Origin of the sequence: Actinomadura viridis, assembly GCF_015751755.1 — a bacterium.
In the GTDB taxonomy this organism is placed as follows: domain Bacteria; phylum Actinomycetota; class Actinomycetes; order Streptosporangiales; family Streptosporangiaceae; genus Spirillospora; species Spirillospora viridis.
The window spans coordinates 5,301,733-5,323,281 of record NZ_JADOUA010000001.1 but is presented as its reverse complement, the minus strand read 5'-3'; the positions used below and the strand labels follow the sequence as shown (position 1 = coordinate 5,323,281).

The following is a 21,549-nucleotide window of genomic DNA, read 5'->3' as shown; positions in this document are numbered from 1 at the left end:
CCCTGAGGTGGAACAAGCCGATGCAGGATCCGCTCATGGCCGCCGGTGCCGGTGCCGGGTGCCGTCGTCGAAGCCGGGCACGTGGCCGGACGGGTTGTCGAGGTCGACCCGGGCGGGCGCTATGTGGCGGTCGCGCGAGGTGACGTCGTGACGGTCCATGACGCCGGCGCCGCGCTCAGCCCGATGATGTCCTGCACGCTGACCGGGCCGTTCCACCATCTCGCCGTGCACCCCGGCGGGAAGAGCGTCGCCGTGCTCGGTGGGGACCTGACGGTCGAGTTGCGGCGGTCCGACGGCACGGTACGACGGCCGCCAGATGGCGGGCCGGGTCGGGCGGTGGCGGAAGGCCCGTGCGCGCCCCAGGACTCCGGCTGGGCGCAGCGTGGCTGGCTCCAGTTCACCGCCGATGGCTCGTATCTGCTCTTCGGCGAGGCGCCGCCTGGAGGCCCTGCCCGGTTGCACCTGCTCGACGCGGTGACCCTGGCGCGCGTCGATGGCGTCCCGGCCCTGGAGAGCGCCACGGGTGCCTCGCTCGAGAACTGGGGGGAGGGGGTGGAGGTCGGCTGCGCGGCGGCACCGTCGACCGCGGTCGCTTTCGCGACGTGCTCCGGCGACGACACCCTGCTCCTCGCCGTCGCCGAGGTGGTGGGGGATCGGCTGCGGCTGTCCGGGGCCGTGCCCGGGCAGGCGTCGTTTGCGGACGCCGTTCCCGGCGAACGGGTGATGGGACTCGCGTTGCCGGCGTCCGGTGAACTGGTGGTGCTCGACTCCGACGAGTCGCTGTCGGCCTTCCGCCGGCATGTTCCTGAGGCAGGCGCACGGTGCCTCGGCAGCGGCCACCGGCTCCTCCGAGCCGGCGACGGCGGACCACTCCCGGGGTTCGCCGCCCGGTCGCGCGCGCTGAGCACCGGCGACCTGAAGGCCGGCCTGAACGGCCCCGTGTTCACCAGGGGCCGGCTGCTGGCCGTGGCGGTCGACGAGGAGCGACGAACAGCGGACGGCTGGGACTGGCAAACCGTCGGGCTGCTCTTCCTGGACCTCCGGACCGGCCGGTGGCTCGATTTTCTCGAGCTGCCCGGAGCCGGGCGCCGCGAGCCGATCGTCATCGCCAACGGCATCTTCCATCAGCGCATCGGGCCGCGGACGAGAATCCTGCGATGGCTGCCTCCCGCGGAAACGGGAGCATGAGCGACGACGGAGGCCGGGCGTCCGGCGCACGCCTCGCCCACTGATCCTTAGGTTCGCTTTCGCTCCTGCCTGATCTGATCGTGCTTGCCGTCCCGGACGCCCGGGACGGCGGGCACGGGACCGGCGTGCCGGCCGGCACGACCAGACGGAGGGATTGAGGAGCATGGCTCTCAGCGGACGTACCAGGATCGCCGTCGCGGTGGCGGGGGCGGCCGGGGCCGCGGCGCTCGGGATGGGCGGGGCGGCACTGGCCGATCCCGGCGGCGGGCGGACCGAACTGCAGATCGTCAGCGGCCACCGGGACGCCCCCGCGGCCACCTCCGGCTCCGGATGGGCCGCGTCCACGCCCGGCAAGGACTGCCCCGGCCGCGACCCGGACTCCAAGGCGACCGTCCAGGCGGCGGAGAGCCGATGACACCGTCCGGGGACGCCGGCGCGCTCGCCGAGCGGGCCCTGTTCGAGATGAAACGGATCATCGTCGGCCAGGACCGCGTGCTCGAGCGGATGCTGGTCGCGGTCCTGGCCGGAGGGCACTGCCTGCTGGAAGGCGTGCCGGGGGTGGCCAAGACGCTCGCCGCGGAGACGCTGGCCACCGTGGTCGGCGGGTCGTTCGCGCGGGTCCAGTTCACCCCGGACCTGGTGCCCTCCGACATCGTGGGGACCCGCATCTACCGGCCCTCCACCGAGGGCTTCGACATCGAGCTCGGCCCGGTGATGGCCAACGTGGTGCTGGCCGACGAGATCAACCGGGCGCCCGCCAAGGTCCAGTCGGCGCTGCTGGAGGTCATGGCCGAGGGGCAGGTCAGCATCGGCGGCCGCAGCCATCCGGTGCCCGCGCCGTTCATGGTGCTGGCCACCCAGAACCCCATCGAGTCCGAGGGGGTCTACCAGCTCCCCGAGGCGCAGCGCGACCGGTTCCTGCTGAAGATCGACGTCGGGTATCCGACCGAGGCGCAGGAGCTGGCGGTGCTGTACCGGATGAGCGTGGACCCGCCCAGGCCGTCGCCGGTGCTGGACACCGGGCGGCTGATCGCGCTGCGCCGGTCGGCCGAGCTGGTGTTCGTCCACGACGAGGTGGCGCGGTACGCGGTGCGGCTGGTGGCCGCCACCCGGGACCCGCTGGCGTACGGGGCCGGGGATGTGGCGCGGCTGATCGCCTACGGGGCCGGGCCGCGGGCGACGCTCGGGCTGGTCGCCGCGGCCCGCGCGCTGGCGCTGCTGCGCGGGCGCGGCTACGTGCTGCCGGGCGACGTGCGGGACCTGGCGGTGGACGTCATGGCCCACCGGCTGGTGCCGTCGTTCGACGCCCTGGCCGACGGGGTGGACGCGGCGACGATCGTCGGCCGGATCGTGCCGGCCGTACCGGCTCCGCGGATCGCGCCGAGCCAGGACGACGAGGGGAACGCCCTCGCCGCCGTCGGCGGAGCCGCCCCTCACCACGGCGAACAGAGCCGGGACGCCGGCGGGCCCGGGGAGGCCGTGGCATGACCTCTCCCGGTCTGCGCGACCTGGCGCCCGACCAGGCGCTGCGGCGGCTGGAGCTGACCATCGTGCGGCGGCTGGACGGGCTGCTGCAGGGCGAGCATCTCGGCCTCCTGCCGGGCCCGGGGACGGAGGCGGCGGAGGGGAGGGAGTACCGGCCGGGGGACGACGTGCGGGCGATGGACTGGAACCTCACCGCGCGGACCACCGTTCCGCACGTCCGGGACCGGATCGCCGACCGGGAGCTGGAGACCTGGGCCCTGGTCGACGCCACCGCGAGCATGGACTTCGGCACCGGGCGGGTGGAGAAGCGGGACCTGGCGGTCTTCGCCGTCGCCGCGGTCGCCTTCCTCACCGAGCGGACGGGCAACCGGATCGGCGCGCAGGTCCTGCACGGGGGCGGGATGCGGCACGTACCGGCGCGCTCGGGCCGCGCCCACCTGCTCGGCCTGCTGCGCTCGCTCCTGGACGTGCCGCGTTCCCTGCCCGGAGCCGCCGGCCACCCCTCGCTCGGCACCGGGGCGGAGCTGATGCTCCGCACGGCGGGCCGGCGGCGCGGGCTGGCCGTGGTCGTCTCGGACTTCCTGGAGCCGGTGGAGTCGTGGGAACGGCCGCTCCGGGCTCTGGGGCACCGCCACCAGCTGCTGGCGGTCGAGGTGCTCGACCCGCGCGAGCTGTCCCTGCCCGACGTCGGGCTGCTGTCGGTCGTCGATCCGGAGACGGGCCGGCGCCGGGACATCTCCACCGCGAACCCGCGGCTGAGGCGCCGGTACGCGGAGGCGGCGGCCGGGCAGCGGTCGCTGATCGGGGCCGCGCTCCGCGGGGCGGGCGCCGCCCACCTGCGCCTGCGCACCGACCGCGACTGGATCCGCGACCTCGTCGGGCACGTCGTGGCGCAGCGCCGCGCCGCCACCGCGGCCCCGGGCCCCGGCCCCCGCCCGGGAGGGGGGACGGCATGAACTTCCTGGCACCCGGGCGCCTGCTCCTGCTGATCGCCCTGCTCGTCCTCGCCGGCGCGTACGTCGCCGTGCAGATGCGGCGCGGCCGGTACGCGGTCAGGTTCACCAACCTGGCGCTCCTGGAGAAGGTGGCGCCGGTCACGCCGGGCTGGCGGCGGCACGTGCCGGCGGCGGCGTTCCTGCTGATGACGGGGCTGTTCGTCACCGGGTTCGCGCGTCCGGCCACCGATGTGCGGGTGCCGCGCGAGCAGGCGACGATCATGGTGGCGGTCGACGTGTCCAACTCGATGGAGGCCACCGACGTCCGGCCCGACCGGCTGGCGGCGGCCAAGCGGGCGGCCGGGGCGTTCCTGGACGGGCTGCCCGCGCGGTTCAACGTCGGGCTGGTCGCGTTCTCCGGGACGGCGACGGTCACCGTGCCGCCGACCACCGACCGGGCGGTGATGCGCACCGGGATCGACCGGCTGGCGCTGGGCCCGCGGACCGCGATCGGCGAGGGCGTCATCGCCTCGCTGGAGGCCATCGCCGCGTTCGGCGCCCAGTACGGGGAGAGCGCCCCGCCCGGACGGGTCGTGCTGCTGTCGGACGGCACCAACACCGCGGGCCGCACCCCCGTGGAGGCCGCCGAACGGGCGACGCGGGCGCGCATCCCGGTCTCGACCATCGCCTACGGCACCCCCGACGGGGTCTTCTACCAGAACGGCGTGGCGGTCCCGGTCCCGGTGGACGGCCCCGCCCTGGAACGGCTCGCGCAGTCCACCGGAGGCCGCTTCTACGAGGCGGCCTCCGGTACCGAACTGCGCCAGGTCTACCAGGACATCGGCAGCAGCGTCGGCTACCGCACCGAGCGCCGCGAGGTGTGGTCCTGGTTCGTCGGCGCCGGGCTGCTGCTGGCCTGTGTCACCGCGGCGGCCTCGCTGCTGTGGTTCTCGCGGCTTCCCTGAGGTGTGGAGGAGTGTCATGAGTCAGCGGACGTGGGACGGGGCGGGCGGCGGACCGCCGCCCGAACCCGACCCGAGATACGGCCTGGGGGACCCGCGCGGGCCCGACTTCGACCCGGCGCCGCCGCCGGGGGCGTGGCCGTCCGCGCACGCGCCGGAGCCGTCCCCGGCACACGGGACCCCGGAGGTCCCCGGCCCGCCGCCCCCGGCGGCGGGCGCGCGGAGCGGACGCGGATCGCGGCTGATCGCCGTGACGGTGGCGGCGGCCGTGCTCGCCGGCGGCGCCGCGGGGGCCGCCGCCGGCCGGGCCTCCGCGGACCGTTCCGCGGCGCCGCTCGCGCAGTCGACCGCCGGCCCGGCGAGCGGCCCGGGCGATCTCAGCGACGTCGCGGCGCGGGTGCAGCCGAGCGTGGTGTCGGTGGAGGTCCGGTCGGGGACGGGACGCGGCACCGGGTCCGGCTTCGTCATCGACCGGTCCGGGCACGTCCTGACCAACGCGCACGTGGTGGAAGGTGCGGGGCAGGTCGACGTCGTCCTGGCGGACCGCCGCCGGCTGACCGCCAGGGTCCTGGGCACCGACCCGGCGCAGGATCTCGCGGTCCTGTCGATCGGCCCGTCCGACAGCCCGGCGCCGCTGACCTTCGGCCGTTCGGCGGACGTGCGGGTGGGCGACCCGGTGATGGCGCTGGGCTCACCGCTCGGCCTGGCGGGCACGGTGACCGGCGGCATCGTCAGCGCGCTGGACCGGGAGGTGCGGCTCGGCGACGGGGAACGCCGTACCGCGCTCCAGACCGACGCCTCCATCAACCCGGGCAACTCCGGCGGTCCCCTGGTCAACACCCGGGGCGAGGTGATCGGGGTGAACACCGCGATCGCGACGCTGAGCCGGGGCGGTGGGGGCGGGGGCTCGATCGGCATCGGCTTCGCGATCCCGGTGGACCGGGCGGTGGACGGTGCCGAACGGATCATCCGCTGAGAGAATGCGCAGATCGGACGGTTCCGGTACGGCGGGCGGGCCGGCGGAACGAGACGGCACGGATGGGCGAGAAGCCAAGGATGGGCGAGAAGCCAAGGAAGGGCGGAGCCGGGGCATGCGGGTTCTCGTGGTGGAGGACGAGGAGGACCTCGTCGAGGCGCTCCGGTACGGGCTGGTGCGCGCGGACTACGCCGTCGACGTCGCCTACGACATCGCGCAGGCGTCGGAGAAGCTCTACGCGGCCTCCTACGACCTGATGATCCTGGACCTCAACCTCCCCGACGGCGACGGCTTCGACCTGTGCCGGTCCGTCCGGCGCGGCGAGCTGGACGGGGAGAGCGGCCCGGACCTGCGCATCCTCATGCTCACCGCCCGGGACCGCCTCGCCGACCGGGTCCACGGCCTCGACCTGGGCGCCGACGACTACCTGGTCAAGCCGTTCGCGTTCCCGGAGCTGCTGGCCCGGGTGCGGGCCCTGCTGCGCCGCGACGCCGGCGCCGCCGCCTCGGCGGTGTGGCAGGTGGGTGACCTGCGCCTGGACACCGGGCGGCACGAGGCGTTCCGCGGCGAGCGGCGGCTGCAGCTGACGCCCAAGGAGTTCGCGGTCCTGCGCTACCTGATGAGCCGCCCCGGGCAGGTGGTCTCCTCCGAGGACCTGCTGGAACACGTCTGGGACGAGCACGCCGACCCGTTCACCAACACCGTCCGGGTCACCATCGGGACGCTGCGCCGCAAGCTGACCGTGGAGCCCGAGGAGCAGCTCATCGAGACCGTCGTGCGGCAGGGGTACCGGCTGCGCGAGACGGCCACCGCGTCCCCGGCCCCGTACGGCCGGCCCGCCCCCGCGGGCACCGGAGAGAAGGCGGACTGACCATGCGCCCGCGCCCCCGCTTCCGCAGACCGCCCCGGCTCCGCCCGCCCGCCGGGACGCGCCTGCCCGCGTTCGCCCACTCGATCCGGTTCCGCCTCACGGTGATGTACTCGACCCTGCTGTTCGTGCTGACCGCGCTGGTCCTGGGCGGCATCTACGGCGCGGTCGCGGCCCGCACCGACGCCGAGCCGATCACCGAGACCGCCCGGGCCGACAAGATCTACCGTTTCCCCGACGGCAGCACCACCAAGCTCGGCGAGGTGGAGGTGGTCAAGGTCCAGCAGGTCGAACGGGCCGTCAACTACGAGACGCAGCAGGCCCTCCAGCACTACTCGCTGCTCATGCTGGCCGGGCTGTTCGTGGCCAGCCTCGGCATCGGCTGGGTGCTGTCGGGCCGCGCGCTCAAGCCGGTCCGCGCGATCGCCCGGACCGCCGCGGAGATCCAGGCCACGGACCTGTCGCGGCGGATCCGGCTGACCGGCCCCAAGGACGAGCTGCGCTACCTGGCCGACACCATCGACTCGATGCTGGACCGGCTGGACGCCGCGTTCGCCGCCCAGCGGCAGCTGATCGACGACGCCTCGCACGAGCTGCGCAGCCCGCTGGCGATCATCCGGGCCAACCTGGACACCGTCCTCATCGCCCCCGACGCGGAGGACGCCGACCGCCGCCGCGCCGTCCAGGTGGTGGACCGCGCCACCACCCGGATGACCCGGCTGGTGGAGGACCTGCTGGCGACCGCGCGCCGCTCCGCCCCCGCCTTCCACGACACCGACGTGGACCTGGCCGTGGTCGCGCGCGAGGCCGCCGAGGAGTTCGACTCGCTGGCCGCGTCCCGGCGGCTGACCATCGACCGCGAGCTGCGCCGCGGCCTGACGCTCATCGGCGACCACGACGCGCTGCGCCGCGCGGCGGGCAACCTGCTGTCCAACGCGGTGCGGCTCGCGCCCGCCGGCTCCCGGATCACCGTCGCCGCCGACCGCGCGGGCGGCTGGCAGTGGCTCGCGGTCAAGGACGCCGGACCCGGTATCGGCCGGGACGAGCAGGACCGGGTGTTCGACCGGTTCTGGCGCGGCCCCGAGGCGCGCCGTTCACCGGATCGCCGGACCGGCCTGGGACTGGCGATCGTCCGGCACATCGTGGAGGCGCACGGCGGCCACGTGCGGCTGTTCTCGGCCCCGGACGTCGGCAGCACGTTCGTCCTCTGGTTCCCCGTGGCCGGCGGGAACGGCGGCGCCCCCCAGGCGCCGCCCGAGACCGACCCCCTGGCGGAACGGACCGGTCCCGTCCCGCCCGTGCGCGCTGGTGCCCGGCCGCCGGGCGACCCGTCATCGCGGTGACACGGGCCGGGACGTGCCTCGAGGTGACGGGGTGGCGTACGTGACCAGGGGTGCGGGCCCGGCCCGGGGTGTGGTTTCCCGCAGGGGCGGGGTGCGGAGATCGGCCGGTCGGGCGGGTGGTCTGTTCCATGGTTGCGGGCTCTCGGGAACCCTTAGTGTTAAGGGATGATCACAACGACTTGGGCGGCGCTCGCCGCGGCGAACGGCGGGACCGAACCGGCCGGAGGGATCGCGGGCTGGGCGACCGACCTGATGGAACGGCTCGGCGCCGTGGGCGCGGGCCTGGCGATCGCGCTGGAGAACCTCTTCCCGCCCTTGCCCAGCGAGGTGATCCTGCCCCTGGCCGGGTTCACCGCGGCGCAGGGGCGGATGAGCCTGGTCGCCGCGCTGGTCTGCACCACCCTGGGTTCGGTCATCGGCGCGCTCGCCCTGTACGGGATCGGCGCGGCGGTCGGCCGCGACCGGGTCCGCGCCGTGGTGGCGAAGCTGCCGCTGGTGAAGCTGGAGGACCTGGACCGTACCGAGGCGTGGTTCCTCAAGCACGGGACCAAGGCGGTCTTCTTCGGCCGGATGATCCCGATCTTCCGTAGCCTGATCTCGGTGCCGGCCGGTGTCGAGCGGATGCCGTTGACGGTCTTCCTGCTGTACACGACCCTGGGCAGCCTGATCTGGAACACCATCTTCGTCATGGCCGGTTACGGGCTCGGGGACCAGTGGCACAAGGTCGAGGAGTACGTCGGCGTCTACTCCAAGGCGGTCCTGGCCCTCGCCGTCCTGGCCGCCGTCGTGTTCATCGTCGTCCGTGTCGTGAAGGCCCGTAACAAGGACCCCAAGGGCCGGCACCACCAGGGCCGGCAGGAGAACGACCAGGACCAGCAGCAGTACGGGCAGGACCAGTACGGTCAGGACCAGCAGCAGTTCGGGCAGGACCAGCAGCAGTTCGGTCAGCAGCAGTACGGGCAGGCTCAGCAGAACCCCCAGCACTACGGCCAGGAGCACTACGGTCAGCAGCACTACGGCCAGGGCCAGCAGCATCCCCAGGGCCTCCCGCAGAACCCGCAGCAGCACGGCCAGCAGCAGTTCGGTGAGGCTCAGCAGCAGTACGGGCAGCCGCAGTACGGCCAGCAGCAGTACGGGCAGGGCCCGCAGGGGCAGCAGCACGGCCATGGCCAGGGCGGCCCGCAGGGTCACGCCGGGCCGCAGGGACACCCGGGCGGGCAGTACTACGGATCGCGAGACTACGAGGGTGACCGGATCGGCTGAGACCCGAGCGGACGGGTCCACGGCATCGGGTGGCCGGCGAGGTTTCGCCACGCGGCTGACGCGTGCGTCGGCGGGCCTGGTGCTGGGATCGTTCACCGCCGGGGCGGAGATGGCCCTCCTCGTGCTCGCGGCGCCGGCCATGGCCTGCGCGTTCGTGTTCTCCCGCGGGCGGCGGACCGTGCCCCGCGTGGTCGCCTCGGGCGCGGTCGCGGCGGCCAGGCTGGAACACCGGCGGCTGGCGGCCTTCTTCGGACATCGCGAGGCGGCCGAGTACGGCCCGGCGCGCGCACTGGCCTACCTGGTGCTGCGGGTCCCGGTCGGCCTGCTGGGCGGGGCGATCCTCATCCTGATCGTCTATGGCGCGGTCGTCGGGGCCGCGCTCCTGGCGAGCTGGTGGATCACCGGGGACCACCTGGACGACATCCCGCCCGAACCGCTGATCGTCCTCTACGTCGCGGTGTCCGGGGCGATCCTGCTCTTCATCGCGGTGCAGGGCCTGGCGGGGGTGGTGGCTCTGGAGCGGAAGGTGGCCCGCCGCCTGGGGCGCAGCCCGCTGGCCGAGTACGAGCGCCGGATCGAGGAGCTGTCGGTGAGCCGGGCCGAGGTGGTCGACGCGGTGGACGATGAACGGCGCCGGATCGAGCGGGACCTGCACGACGGCGTCCAGCAGCGGCTGGTCGCGCTGGGCATGCTGATCGGCCGGGCCCGGCGCGCGGGCGACGGGGAACGGGCCCGCGAACTGCTGCGGCAGGCGCACGAGGAGTCCGGGCGGGCACTGGAGGACCTGCGCGAGGTCACCTGGCGCGTGTATCCGGCGGCGCTGGACGGCGAGGGGCTGCGCGCGGCGCTGGAGACCGTGGCCGAACGCTCCCCGCTGCCGGTCGCCATCGACTACGAGCCGTCCGGGCGCTCCCCGCACGCGGTGGAGACCGCCGCCTACTTCGTCGTCTGCGAGGCCGTCACCAATGCCGCCAAGCACTCCGGCGCCACCCGCGTGGCCGTCCGGGTCACCGCGACCGGGACCGCGGACGGCGAGGCGAGCGGAGCCGGGCGCGGCGGCGCGATCGGCGTGCGGATCGAGGACGACGGCCGCGGCGGCGCCGACCCCGGCGGGGGCGGGCTGGCCGGGCTGGCCCGCCGGGTGGCCGCGCTGGACGGGACGTTCACCGTGGACAGCCCGCCCGGCGGGCCGACCGTGATCGCCGCGGAGCTGCCATGCGGGTGATCCTGGCCGAGGACTCCACCCTGCTGCGCGAAGGGCTGGTCCGGCTCCTGGCCGAGGAGGGCCACGAGGTCCTGGCCGCGGTCGGGGACGCCGGGTCGCTGCTGGCGGCGGTGTCCGCCGCCGAGCCGCCGCCGGAGGTCGTGGTCGTGGACGTGCGGATGCCGCCGGCGCACACCGACGAGGGGCTGCGGGCGGCGCTGGAGATCCGGCGCCGCCGCCCGGAGATCGGGGTGCTGGTGCTGTCCCAGTACGTGGAGAAGCGCTACGCCACCGAACTGATCACCGCCGGCACCGCCGGGGTGGGCTACCTGCTGAAGGACAGGGTGGCCCAGGTGGACGAGTTCCTGGACGCCCTGGACCGGATCGGTGCGGGCGGTGCCGCGTTCGATCCGGAGGTGGTGCGGCAGCTGCTGGCGCGCGGCTCGCGCGCCGACCCGCTGAGCCGCCTGACCCCGCGCGAGAGCGATGTGCTGGGGCACATGGCGCAGGGCCGGACGAACGCGGGGATCGCCGGGCAGCTGCACATCTCCCAGAGCGCGGTCGAGAAGCACGCCAACGCGATCTTCGACAAGCTCGACCTCCCGCACGGCGCCGGATACAGCCGCCGCGTCCTGGCCGTGCTCCGCTACCTGGGCTCGTAACAGGGCGCGTCACAGGGCTCATAGCGGCCTGCCCGCGCCCGGCCCCGTTCCGGCCCGCCGGCCGTGACGGTCAACGCCCCTGATCACGCGGGCGCCGGGCGGGACGCCTGCGCGGCGTCCCGCCCGGCGCCCGCGGACGTGAGCGTTCTCCGTGCCCGGTCAAGCGGCCGGCCTGCGGCCCGTGCGGTGGGTTCGGCGCCCCGCGCCGCCGCCTCCGCCGATCAGGCGGGACAGTACGCGGAAGGGCAGGGTGATGACGCTGATGATCGTGCCGATCACGGCCTGGAGGGCGCCGGTGACGCGTCGCATCGATCCTCTCCTTGTCGTCGGTGCGCCGGTCTTCTTCGCCGGCGACCTCATCCCTACCCTTGGTCTGCGTTTTACACGGGAACGGGTCCGCGCGCCGGAAAGGGGGCCCGCGTCCGCCCTGTTCGGACGGCGGGTCGGCGGGTGGTGCCGATTCGGGCGCCCGCCGGTTTCATGGCAGGGTGGGACCCGCGAGAGGAGGACGCCGATGGTGGGGAACCTGGACTGGCGGCCGGCCGCGGAGCGGACCGACCTGCTCGCCGGGCCGGTGGCCGCGGTGATCGGGGAGCGGCCCGAGGCGAGGGTCGCCGAGATCGACCCGGAGCTGGCCGACACGGCCGCGTTCTGCGAGCGCTACGGCGTCCCGCTGGAGGTCAGCGCGAACTGCGTGATCGTCGCGGCGAAGCGGGGCGGCGAGGCCGGCTACGCCGCGTGCATGGTGGCGGCCACCGACCGGGCCGACGTGAACGGCGTCGTCCGCAGGCACCTGGGCGCGCGCAAGGTGTCCTTCGCGCCGATGGCCGACGCGACCTCCCTGACCTCCATGGAGTACGGCGGGATCACGCCACTGGGCCTCCCCGCCGGATGGCCCGTCCTGGTGGACGAGGCGGTGGCGGCGGCACCGCAGGTGGTCATCGGCAGCGGCGTGCGCCGGTCCAAGCTGCTGCTTCCGGGCAAGTCCCTCACCGACCTCCCCGGCGCCGAGGTCCTCGCGCTCGCCCGGTAGGAGACCCATGGAGACCGACGCGCTGCGCCGCGCCCTGGACGAGCCGGGGTTCCGCGCGCTCCCCGGCCCGGCCGTGACGCTGCTGGAGGCCGTCGAGGCGCCGCCCCGCCTGGCCGCCCACCTGCGGGCCGTCCATGACGTGGCCTGCGAGCTGGTCGCCTGGGTCGCCGGACGGTACCCGGGCGCAGGCGCCGACGCTCGGGCGGTGGCGTTCGGCGCGGCCATCCATGACATCGGGAAGGCGCTCCACCCGGGCGAGTTGTCGGGTCCCGGGGCCGAGCACGAGCCCGCCGGGTACGAGCTGCTGCTGTCGTACGGGGTGGAGGAGCGCATGGCCCGGTTCGCGCGCACGCACGCCGCCTGGGCCGGCGGCGACGGGATCGGCATCGACGACCTGCTGGTGAGCCTCGCCGACAAGGTGTGGAAGGGCAAGCGCGTTCCCGAGCTGGAACGGCTCGTCGTCGACCGTCTCGCGGTGGCCTCCGGGCAGGAGCCCTGGGAGGCGTTCCTCGCGCTGGACGACGTTCTGGGAAGGATCGCCGAAGACGCCGACCGGCGCCTGGCCTTCCAGGCCGCCCACCCCGTCACGGCCGGCTGACCCCGTCACGGGCGGCTGACCCCGTCACGGGCGGCGGGCGCCCGCGGGTAGGGGACGCCGCCCGCGGCCACGGCGCGCCCGAGGAAGTCCTGGTTGGCGGCGATCATCGCCTCGGGCGCGGCGCATCCGGGTGAGGCGGTGCGGAGAAGGCCGAACAGGACCGGCTCGGCCGGAAGGCCGAGTGCGGGCGCCTCCGGAAGGTCGGGCGGGCCGGGAGGTCCGGCGTCCCGGATGCCCTTGATGAGGACGACCCCGCTGAGGCCGATGTCGGCGGGTCCCATCGCGGCGAGGGTCGCCTCGACGAACCCGGCGGCGACGCCGCCGGGCAGGAACGCCATCGCCCACGGATGGGGCCGGGTCCACTCGCCGAGCGCGGTCAGCTCCGCCACGTCCGGGCGCATCCGATCGGCGAAGTCCAGGAAGGGGAGCGCCTCGGCCTCGGTGCAGACGAGACCGGGAGGCGGGGCCTCGCCCTCGTACAGCACCGCCTTCATCTCGTACCGCCACCCGTCGTCCGACGGCCTGGCCTGGCCGGAGAGGTGATGCACCTGGGTGCGGGCGCGCGCCTGGAGGCGGAGGAGGTCGGCCGCGCTCCGGCAGGGGACCCGGCAGGACAGGACGTGGCGCGGGGCGGGGACGAGCCGCAGCGTGGCCTGGGTGATGACCCCGTGCCGCCCCATGCCGCCCCGTACGGCGTCGAACAGCCGCCGGTTCCGCGCGGGGGAGCAGGAGGTGATCGCGCCGTCCCCGGTGGCCACGCGGAGTCCGAGCACGTTACGGGCCTGGGTGCCGTGGACGTGCGAGGTCCCGCCCACGCCGCCCGCCGAGAGGGTGCCGCCGACCGTCAGGTCGAGGTAGTCGGTCAGCACCGGCGGCGTCAGCCCGTACGGCAGCGTGGCCTCCAGCACCGCGCGCCAGGTGGCGCCCGCGTCCACGCGCACCCGGTCGCCGCGCACCTCGTGGATCGCGGCCAGCCCGCGCATGTCGAGCGAGATCCCGCCGGTCAGGGTCCGCCCGTCGGTGGAGTGCCCGCAGCCGCGCGGGACGACCGGGCCGTGCGCGCCCGCCCGCGTCAACGCGGCGACCTCCTCGGCGGAGCGGGGACGCACCACCTCGCGTGGCGTCCGCTGGACGGTTCCTCCGAAGTCGCGCATGCGTCCCAGTGTCCCGGTCCCGCACCGGTCACGGAGGCGGTCGCGGCGCGCTCGTGTCGGAGCCGGGCGCGTGCTTTCATGGCCGGATGGACGGAGCGGCTCTGGCGGAGGTGGTGGCCGAGTACGCCCGCCTGGGCGAGGGGCTGACCGATCCTCGCGTGCTCCGGGATTTCCGCCGTGCCAGGCGCGTACGCCGTTCCCTGGAGGCCCTGGCGCCCCTGCACGACCGCGCCGTGCGGCTGCTCGCACTGCGTGAGGACCTCGCCGCCGCCCGCGACCTGGCCGCTGAGGATTCCGGGTGGGCGGCCGAGGCGGAACGGCTGGCCGCCGCGTGCGCGCGGGCGGAAGCGTGGCTGGCGGCGGACCTGGCCGGCCGCGACCGCTACGACCCGTACGACGTCATCGTGACCATCGAGGGCGACCCGCAGGATGTGCGCCTGCTCCGGATGTACTGCCTGGCGCGTGCGGGCGGGCGCGGCTGGCGTACGGAGCCGCTGGACGGTGAGCCCGGACCGGCGGGCAGGACCGTTGTCGCGATCACCGCCGGAGAGGGCGGCCCGGGCGCGTGGTCGGTCCTCAAGGGGGAGAACGGCGTCCACCGGGTGGGGGATCGTGCCGCCCGCGTGACCGTGCGCCCCGACGCCGACGAGTCGGTCGTACGCCCGGGGGCGGACTGGGACTGGCGGATCGACCTCGCCTGCACGCGGGCGCCGCACCCGCCGCCCGCGCTGCGCGTCACCCACCTTCCGACCGGCACCGCCTTCGCCGGTGTGGCGGCCGATGCTCACCGGGCGCACCGGAACGCGTGGCGGCAGGCCCTCGCCTGGAGCCTGGCGGGGGAGATAGGGGAGGGGGAGCCCGCGCACCGCTTCCTCCATCCCGGCAAGGAACCCGTCCGTGTCCACCGTCCCGGCGCGCTCCACCCTGCCTGACGCGCGTCCCTTCGAACGTGGGCTGACTCAAATCGCCTTTTAGGTCTGTCGGATTTCCGCCCCCTGCCTCGGATGGGGGTGAGAACCCCGGATCGGAGGTCCGTTCGCCGCATTCTGTGCCCCTGAGAGGGGTGAGGGACGTGCACGTTCACTTCGCCGGCTCCGTCCGGCCCGTGCTCCGGGCGGAGCGGATCCGGCGAGCCGCCCTGTCCGTGGTGTCCACTGAGACCGCAATTCGGATGATCAATCCCGATTTCGGATCAACCGAATCCTCATCGGAAGCGAGGTGCTGGTCAGCGCGGTCGGCGGGCACGGCCGCCCGGACGGCCCCGGCCGGAGGTGGTGCCCGTAATGTGCGGAGCACCCGAGCGGGCCCGTTCCTGGATTGAACTGCGGCGACCCGTCCCCTCCGGACCGCGGCCGTGGACCCGCCTTCGGGGCGTCCGCGGGGCGGTAAGGGGAGCGTGTGGAGATCGACGCACCGTGAGTGTCCGGTCGCTGGGCCGCCTCCCGGCCCGGGCCGTGCCCCGTCCAGGCGGTCCGGCCCTTATCACCGGCGTCCTTTCAGGGGAAGGGCGCGGATCGGCCAACGCGTGGCGTCCGGGCGTCGCGGCGGCTCGGGCGGCGTTCCGACCTGCCATGACATCCGCGTCGCCGGGGAGGGGACGCCGCCGGCGGCGCGGATCGCGCCCGCCCGACCCCTTCACGAAACCGGCGATTAACGTCACTCTGACACAATGGCCTAACAAGACTTTTTCTGGGCATGGTGATCGTTGACGGTTCCCCGGGAGGCTGGTCGCTGATGTCGCTGAGTAGTGAGTTCGTGGTGGTGGCCAACCGGCTGCCGGTCGACCGGGTGCCCGGCACCGGAACGGGGGAAGGGGCGTCCTGGCGCCGGAGTCCTGGGGGTTTGGTCAGCGCGATCGCCCCCGTGATGCGGCGCCGGGAGGGCACCTGGGTGGGATGGCACGGGGCTCCCGACGAGGTCCTGATGCCGTTCGAGACCGACGGGATGAAGCTCGTCCCCGTCCCGCAGTCGTCCGAGGATGTGGAGCTTTACTACGAGGGGTTTTCCAACGCCACCCTCTGGCCGCTCTACCACGACGTGGTCGCGCCGCCCGTTTACAGCCGCGAGATGTGGGACGCCTACGTACGGGTGAACGAGAGGTTCGCCAAGGCCGCTGCCCGGGTGGCCTCCCAGGGCGCCATCGTCTGGGTGCAGGACTACCAGCTCCAGCTCGTCCCCGCGATGCTACGGCGGCTCCGTCCTGACCTGCGCATCGGGTTCTTCCTGCACATCCCGTTCCCGCCCCTGGAGCTGTTCTGGCAGATGCCCTGGCGGCGCCAGATCCTGGAGGGACTGCTGGGCGCCGACCTCGTGGGCTTCCAGCTGCCCGGGGCGGCCTCCAACTTCGTCCGGCTGTGCCGGCGGCTGCTCGACGCCCGCTACAACAAGCAGGACGTCTTCTGGGACGACCGGGTCGTGCGGGCGCGCGCCTTCCCGATCTCCGTGGACGTCGGCGAGCTGAACGACCTCATCGCCCGGCCCTCCGTCCGGGAACGGGCCGAGGAGATCCGCACCGACCTCGGGGACACCACCATCCTGCTGGGCGTGGACCGGCTCGACTACACCAAGGGCATCACCCAGCGCCTGGAGGCGTTCGGGGAGCTGTTCGGCGACGGGCACCTCAAGCCGGGCGAGGCGGTCCTCGTGCAGATCGCCACGCCCAGCCGGGAACGGGTCGAGCAGTACCAGCTGCTGCGCGACCAGATCGAGCAGCAGGTCGGCCGGATCAACGGCGAGTACGGCGAGATCGGCTTCCCGGTCGTGCACTACATGCACACCTCGTACACCCGCGACGAGCTCGCCGCCCTCTACCTCGCCGCCGACGTCATGGTGGTGACCCCGCTGCGGGACGGCATGAACCTGGTCGCCAAGGAGTACGTGGCGTGCCGGGCCGACCTGCGCGGCACGCTGGTGCTCAGCGAGTTCGCCGGGGCCGCCGCCGAGCTCAAGCGCGCCTACCAGGTCAACCCGTACGACATCGACGGCCTCAAGGACACCCTCCTGATGGCGCTGAACGCCGAGCCCGCCGAGCAGGCCCGCAGGATGCGCGCGATGCGCAAGCGGGTCATCGAGCACGACGTCGACCGGTGGGCGCGCGACTTCCTCAGCTCGCTCGAGGAGCCGAACTCCCCCTCCGGGCCGCCCCTCCAGTGAAAGGGGCCCGGGGCCGCCGGGAGAACGCGCCCCGGCGGCCGCCCCTGACTGACGTCAGGGCGCTCGGCGGCCGAGCGCCTGGCGGAACCGTGCGGCCCGGGCCGTCACCGTGAGCGGCGGCGCTACGCCGTCGCCGATGACGAACCGGCCGGCAGATCGAAGGCCGCCCAGACGGCCTTGCCTCCGGTGGCCAGCGGAGCCCAGCCCCAGGCGTCGCTGAGCGCGCCCAGGACCAGCAGGCCGCGGCCCCCTTCCGGGGACCGTACGGGGTCGGGCGCGATCGGTTCCGGGGTGCGCTCCCCGGGGTCGGTCACGGTCACGACCAGGCGCCGCGGGTGACCGAGCAGCACCAGCTGGATCGGCCCGGCCGGTAGTGGCCGGGGCAGCCCGCGCAGGCCGTGCTGCAGCGCGTTGGTGACCAGCTCGGAGACGGCGACGAGCGCGTCGTCGGCGGCGGCGCCGTCCACCCCCCACTCGCGCAGCGTGGCCCGGGTGAAGGCGCGCGCTTCCTTCGGCGAGGTGGGCTCGGCCGGCAGCACCCGCCGCGCGGTGCGCGGGACGCCCGCCGACGGGGCCGGCCAGAGACCGGCCAGACCGGACACCGCGGCGGGCGAGGACGGCGCGCGGTGCGCGACCGAGGGCGTGCGGGCACCCGGTCTCGGCGGATGGTCGGGCGCGTGGTGCCGGCGCGGGTGCCGTCGTGCGCTCGGGGCGGCGGGGGCCGCTACGTCGTCTGCCTGGTCAACGATCATTGTCAAACCCCAGAGGCGTGCGGGTCGGTATGGGGGCGAGCGTTCGCTATCTTGCTCCCCATGTCGTGCAGATGCAAGACCGTCTGCATGAACGAATGCAAGAACGAATGCACGTGCATCTCGTACCATGACGTTGGGGTGGGGCGAGATCGCGGACCTCCCGCTGGGAGGCGAGTACGCCTGAGGGGGCAGAAGATGAACCGCGCCGAGCCGCCGGACATGCGGCGAACCGAACTCGCCTGGCAGAAGAGCCGCCGGAGCAACCCGAGCGGCAATTGCGTCGAGATGGCCGAGCTTCCCACCGGGGAGATCGCCGTACGGAACTCCCGGTACCCGGACGGGCCGGTCCTCATCTATACGCGAGAGGAGGTCGAGGCGTTCGTCGGCGGGGCCAAGGACGGTGATTTCGATCACATGCTGGTCTGAGCCGCCCGTTCACCAGTAAACCGAATGCCATTCCAAATTGGTGATCGGCCCGGTAGCGTGCGGTTTCATGCATCTGGGGCAGATCGCTGAACGGACCCCCGGCAAGCCCGCCGTGATCATGGCGGGCTCCGGGCGGGTCATCACCTACCGAGAGCTGAACGACGCCTCCAACCGGCTCGCCCAGCTGTTCCACGCCGAGGGGCTGCGTCCCGGCGACCACATCGCCTTCATGCTGGAGAACCATCCGCTCTTCCTGGCCATCGCCTGGGCGGCCCAGCGGTCGGGGCTCTACTACACGGCCATCAGTTCCCGCCTCCAGGCCGAGGAACTGGCCTACGTGGTCGACAACTGCGAGGCCAAGGTCTTCATCTCCAGCCACGCGCTCGCCGAGACGGCGTCGGCCATCACCGAGCAGACCCCCGGGGTGCGGCTGCGCCTCATGCTGGACGGCACCGCGCCCGGCTTCCTCTCCTACGAGGAGGAGGTGGAGAAGTACCCGGCGACCCCGATCGAGAACGAGTGCGAGGGGGTCGACATGCTCTACTCCTCGGGCACCACCGGCCGCCCCAAGGGGATCAAGCCGCAGCTGTCCCTCGCCCGGATGGGGGAGCCCGGCCCGCTGTACCAGCTGATCTCGTTCCTCTTCCAGCCGGACGAGAACTCGGTCTACCTCTCGCCCGCGCCGCTCTACCACGCGGCCCCGCTGCGGTACTGCATCAACTTCCAGCGGTTCGGCGCCACCGTCGTGGTCATGGAGAGGTTCGACCCGGAGGGGGCGCTGAAGGCGATCGAGAAGTACGGGGTCACCCACAGCCAGTGGGTGCCGACCATGTTCATCCGGATGCTCAAGCTTCCCGAGGAGACCCGCTCCGGGTACGACCTGTCGACGCTGCGCTGCGCCGTGCACGCCGCCGCGCCCTGCCCCGTCCCCGTGAAGGAGCAGATGATCGACTGGTGGGGGCCGGTGCTCCACGAGTACTACGCCGGGACCGAGGGGAACTGTTTCGTCTACACCAACTCGGAGGACTGGCTCGCCCACAAGGGCACCGTGGGACGTCCCCTGCTCGGCAAGGTGCACGTCTGCGACGAGTCGGGTGAGGAGATGCCTCCCGGCACACCCGGGACGCTCTACTTCGGCGAGGGGCCCGTCTTCGAGTACCACGGGGACGAGGCCAAGACCAAGGCGTCGCGCGACCCCTGGGGGAACGGCTGGAGCACCATCGGCGACGTCGGCTACGTGGACGAGGACGGCTTCATCTACCTCACCGACCGCCGCTCGTACATGATCATCAGCGGTGGCGTGAACATCTACCCGCAGGAGGCCGAGAACGTCCTGGCCGTCCACCCCAAGGTCGCCGACGTGGCCGTGTTCGGCGTGCCCGACGCCGAGATGGGGGAGGCCGTCAAGGCCGTCGTGCAGCCCCAGTTCCCGGACGAGGCCGGCCCGGAGCTGGAGGCCGAGCTGATCGCCTACTGCCGCGAGCACCTCGCCCACTACAAGTGCCCGCGCACGGTCGACTTCCGGTCCGAACTGCCCCGCCACCCCACCGGCAAGCTCTACAAGCGGCTGCTGCGCGACGAGTACTGGAAGGGCCGGAGCGGAACCCTGGCGAGTTCCTGAGGGAAGGCGCCCCCGGGCCACTGGCGCCCGCCCCGCGAACGTGCGGGCGGGGACCCTCACGGCCCTCTGGACGGCGAACGCCCCGCCCCTGGACTCGGGAGTCCCGGGACGGGGCGTTCGCCCTCACACCGGCGCTTAGTGCATCGGCATGGGGGTTTCCACCGGTACCGTGTCCGGCTTCTTGCGGGGCAGCAGCAGCGCGGGCAGGAACGCCAGCACCAGCAGGCCCAGCGACCACCAGTAGGTGGTCTGGAACGCGTCGGCCATCTTCGTCATGATCTGCGCCATGATCTCCGGCGGTACCTGGCCGGCGGCGGGCGTCTCCGCGCCCATGCCGCCGCCCAGGTCCAGCCCGCGGTCGCGCATCTGGGTGGCCAGCATGACCGCGATGAAGGCGGTGCCGATCGAGCCGGCGACCTGCTGGATGATGTTGAGCGAGGTGCTGGCCCGGGGGACCTCGTCGTGCTGCAGCGTCTGCATGGCCGCCGACATGGTCGGCATCATGGTCATGCCCATGCCCAGGCCCATCACGAACAGGGCCGCGCCCAGCGCCCAGTACGAGGCGTCGGGGGTGAGCTGGGTGGCGAAGCCCGCCACGCCCGCCACGACGATGGCCAGCCCCACCAGGACGACCTTGCCCGGGCCCAGCTTGTCGGTCAGCTTGCCGCCGATCGGCATCGTGACCATCGCGCCGAAGCCCTGCGGGGCCAGCAGCAGGCCCGCGGCGAACGCGGTCTCACCCCGTACCGTCTGGTAGTACAGCGGCAGGATCAGCATCGCGCCGAAGAACGCGCAGGCGAACAGCACCAGCGTGCCCGAGGCCGCGGCCACCGAGCGGCGCTTGAACAGCCGCAGGTCGATCAGCGGGTTGGTGTTGCCGCGGCGCAGCGCGTGCGCCACGAAGCCGAGCACGAGCGCCCCGCCCGCGACGGTCGGGACCAGGACGCCCGGCAGGGTGAAGTCGGACTTCTCGGCACCGGTGGCCAGGCCGTAGATGAGCGCCGCCAGGCCGGGGGACAGCAGCACCAGGCCCAGGAAGTCCAGCCGCTCGGCCGGGCGCGGCTGGTCACGCTTGAGGATCCGCGCGGCCAGCACCAGCGCCACCGCGCCGATGGGCACGTTGATGTAGAAGATCCAGCGCCAGGACACGTCGTCGACGAGCCAGCCGCCCAGGATCGGGCCGGCGATCGGGCCGAGCAGCATCGGGATGCCCACGATGCTCATCACCTGGCCGACCCGCTGCGCACCGGCGGCCTGGGTCAGGATCGTCATGCCGGCGGGCATGATCATGCCGCCGCCCAGGCCCTGCAGGACGCGGAAGGCGATGAGCGACTCGGCGCTCCAGGCCATCCCGGCCAGGGCCGATCCCGCCACGAACAGCGTGATCGAGATCATGTAGAGGCGCTTGGTGCCGAACCTGGCCGACGCCCACCCGGTCACCGGGATCACCGTGGCGAGCGCGAGCGTGTAACCGGTGGCCACCCACTGGATGGTGGCCAGCGGGGTGTTGAAGTCCTCGGTGAGGTGCTTGAGCGCGACATTGACGACCGTGACGTCCAGGATGGACATGATCGCGCCGAGTACCACGACCATGGCCACCGCGAGCACGCCGCGATCAAGCCCTCCGCCGGAGTCCTCGGCCTTCGGGCCGTCCGCCGTCTGGGGAGACGCGGGAGCGGTCAACTGACTGTTCCAATCTTCGGGCCCGGGCATGCGGGCATGCGGACAGCATCAAGAGGGCTGGGGATGCCTCAGCAAAATACTGCAGTCACTGACACTTTTGCGAGTTGTTTAACTTGGGCAGCTCACGGAGTATTCCAGTCAGGTCCGACAGAACCGTCATGTCCTTGCTGGTCCCCGGCGTCCAGTCTCCGACCTCAGCCTGGGGTGAGGTCCAGCGAGTGTGATGTATGTGACATGGCCGCC

General features: G+C 73.5%; 22 protein-coding genes. 17 read left to right on the top strand and 5 right to left on the bottom strand.

Annotated elements, in window-relative coordinates:
* Positions 1-33 precede the first annotated feature (33 nt).
* On the bottom strand, positions 34-159 hold the full coding sequence (locus IW256_RS42345; RefSeq protein WP_269217943.1) for a hypothetical protein: 126 nt from the start codon (positions 157-159) through the stop codon (positions 34-36).
* Here IW256_RS42345 and IW256_RS24320 point away from each other — a divergent pair.
* From IW256_RS24320 to IW256_RS24270, 11 genes are all read left to right on the top strand, one after another.
* Positions 148-1,188, top strand: coding sequence for a hypothetical protein (locus tag IW256_RS24320; protein WP_197013179.1), 1,041 nt, complete (start codon positions 148-150; stop codon positions 1,186-1,188). The genes IW256_RS42345 and IW256_RS24320 overlap by 12 nt on opposite strands.
* Before the next feature lie 163 nt (positions 1,189-1,351).
* Positions 1,352-1,603, top strand: a complete 252-nt coding sequence (locus IW256_RS24315) for a hypothetical protein (RefSeq protein WP_197013178.1) — start codon at positions 1,352-1,354, stop codon at positions 1,601-1,603.
* Positions 1,600-2,676 carry an AAA family ATPase gene (locus IW256_RS24310; RefSeq protein ID WP_197013177.1) on the top strand — a complete coding sequence of 359 codons (1,077 nt, stop codon included), beginning with the start codon at positions 1,600-1,602 and terminating at the stop codon, positions 2,674-2,676. The genes IW256_RS24315 and IW256_RS24310 overlap by 4 nt, the downstream gene beginning before the upstream one ends.
* Entirely contained in the window at positions 2,673-3,629 is a 957-nt protein-coding gene (locus IW256_RS24305) for a DUF58 domain-containing protein (RefSeq protein WP_197013176.1), read from the top strand. The genes IW256_RS24310 and IW256_RS24305 overlap by 4 nt, the downstream gene beginning before the upstream one ends.
* Complete coding sequence (locus IW256_RS24300) at positions 3,626-4,573, top strand: VWA domain-containing protein (protein ID WP_197013175.1); 948 nt, start codon at positions 3,626-3,628, stop codon at positions 4,571-4,573. The genes IW256_RS24305 and IW256_RS24300 overlap by 4 nt, the downstream gene beginning before the upstream one ends.
* A 16-nt stretch (positions 4,574-4,589) precedes the next feature.
* Positions 4,590-5,546 (top strand): S1C family serine protease, encoded by a 957-nt coding sequence (locus IW256_RS42340; protein ID WP_197013174.1) that lies wholly within the window; start codon positions 4,590-4,592, stop codon positions 5,544-5,546.
* A 115-nt stretch (positions 5,547-5,661) separates the two neighbouring features.
* Positions 5,662-6,417 carry a response regulator transcription factor gene (locus IW256_RS24290; protein WP_197013173.1) on the top strand — a complete coding sequence of 252 codons (756 nt, stop codon included), beginning with the start codon at positions 5,662-5,664 and terminating at the stop codon, positions 6,415-6,417.
* 2 nt (positions 6,418-6,419) lie between these two features.
* Entirely contained in the window at positions 6,420-7,757 is a 1,338-nt protein-coding gene (locus tag IW256_RS24285) for a sensor histidine kinase (protein ID WP_197013172.1), read from the top strand.
* Between the two features lie 165 nt (positions 7,758-7,922).
* A complete protein-coding gene (locus IW256_RS24280; protein ID WP_231403907.1) occupies positions 7,923-9,020 on the top strand; it encodes a DedA family protein in 1,098 nt (365 codons plus the stop codon).
* Positions 9,004-10,245, top strand: coding sequence for a sensor histidine kinase (locus IW256_RS24275; protein ID WP_307829028.1), 1,242 nt, complete (start codon positions 9,004-9,006; stop codon positions 10,243-10,245). The genes IW256_RS24280 and IW256_RS24275 overlap by 17 nt, the downstream gene beginning before the upstream one ends.
* Positions 10,236-10,886 carry a response regulator transcription factor gene (locus tag IW256_RS24270; RefSeq protein ID WP_197013170.1) on the top strand — a complete coding sequence of 217 codons (651 nt, stop codon included), beginning with the start codon at positions 10,236-10,238 and terminating at the stop codon, positions 10,884-10,886. Before IW256_RS24275 ends, IW256_RS24270 begins: the two co-directional genes overlap by 10 nt.
* A 159-nt stretch (positions 10,887-11,045) precedes the next feature.
* Here IW256_RS24270 and IW256_RS24265 read toward each other — a convergent pair whose 3' ends face one another.
* Entirely contained in the window at positions 11,046-11,195 is a 150-nt protein-coding gene (locus IW256_RS24265) for an LPFR motif small protein (protein ID WP_197013169.1), read from the bottom strand.
* A gap of 205 nt (positions 11,196-11,400) precedes the next feature.
* Between IW256_RS24265 and IW256_RS24260 the strand changes: the two genes are divergently transcribed.
* On the top strand, positions 11,401-11,919 hold the full coding sequence (locus IW256_RS24260) for a YbaK/EbsC family protein (RefSeq protein WP_197013168.1): 519 nt from the start codon (positions 11,401-11,403) through the stop codon (positions 11,917-11,919).
* A gap of 7 nt (positions 11,920-11,926) precedes the next feature.
* Positions 11,927-12,517 (top strand): HD domain-containing protein, encoded by a 591-nt coding sequence (locus IW256_RS24255; RefSeq protein ID WP_197013167.1) that lies wholly within the window; start codon positions 11,927-11,929, stop codon positions 12,515-12,517.
* Between the two features lie 5 nt (positions 12,518-12,522).
* Here the strand turns inward: IW256_RS24255 and IW256_RS24250 are convergent, their stop codons facing one another.
* The gene (locus IW256_RS24250) at positions 12,523-13,671 is read right to left on the bottom strand and encodes an FAD-binding protein (RefSeq protein WP_197013166.1); all 1,149 of its coding nucleotides are present in this window, start codon (positions 13,669-13,671) and stop codon (positions 12,523-12,525) included.
* Between the two features lie 86 nt (positions 13,672-13,757).
* Here IW256_RS24250 and IW256_RS24245 point away from each other — a divergent pair, with 86 nt between their 5' ends.
* A complete protein-coding gene (locus tag IW256_RS24245; RefSeq protein WP_197013165.1) occupies positions 13,758-14,603 on the top strand; it encodes a PCRF domain-containing protein in 846 nt (281 codons plus the stop codon).
* Between the two features lie 802 nt (positions 14,604-15,405).
* On the top strand, positions 15,406-16,824 hold the full coding sequence (locus IW256_RS24240) for an alpha,alpha-trehalose-phosphate synthase (UDP-forming) (RefSeq protein ID WP_197013164.1): 1,419 nt from the start codon (positions 15,406-15,408) through the stop codon (positions 16,822-16,824).
* Positions 16,825-16,946: 122 nt separating this feature from the next.
* Here the strand turns inward: IW256_RS24240 and IW256_RS24235 are convergent, their stop codons facing one another.
* Positions 16,947-17,576, bottom strand: a complete 630-nt coding sequence (locus tag IW256_RS24235) for an ATP-binding protein (RefSeq protein ID WP_197013163.1) — start codon at positions 17,574-17,576, stop codon at positions 16,947-16,949.
* 195 nt (positions 17,577-17,771) lie between these two features.
* On the opposite strand from IW256_RS24235, the gene IW256_RS24230 reads away from it, so the two are divergent.
* Both IW256_RS24230 and IW256_RS24225 read left to right on the top strand, forming a co-directional pair.
* The gene (locus IW256_RS24230; protein WP_197013162.1) at positions 17,772-18,002 is read left to right on the top strand and encodes a DUF397 domain-containing protein; all 231 of its coding nucleotides are present in this window, start codon (positions 17,772-17,774) and stop codon (positions 18,000-18,002) included.
* A 67-nt stretch (positions 18,003-18,069) separates the two neighbouring features.
* Positions 18,070-19,623 carry an AMP-binding protein gene (locus tag IW256_RS24225; protein ID WP_197013161.1) on the top strand — a complete coding sequence of 518 codons (1,554 nt, stop codon included), beginning with the start codon at positions 18,070-18,072 and terminating at the stop codon, positions 19,621-19,623.
* Between the two features lie 135 nt (positions 19,624-19,758).
* Here IW256_RS24225 and IW256_RS24220 read toward each other — a convergent pair whose 3' ends face one another.
* Entirely contained in the window at positions 19,759-21,306 is a 1,548-nt protein-coding gene (locus IW256_RS24220) for a DHA2 family efflux MFS transporter permease subunit (RefSeq protein ID WP_231403906.1), read from the bottom strand.
* Between the last annotated feature and the right edge of the window lie 243 nt (positions 21,307-21,549).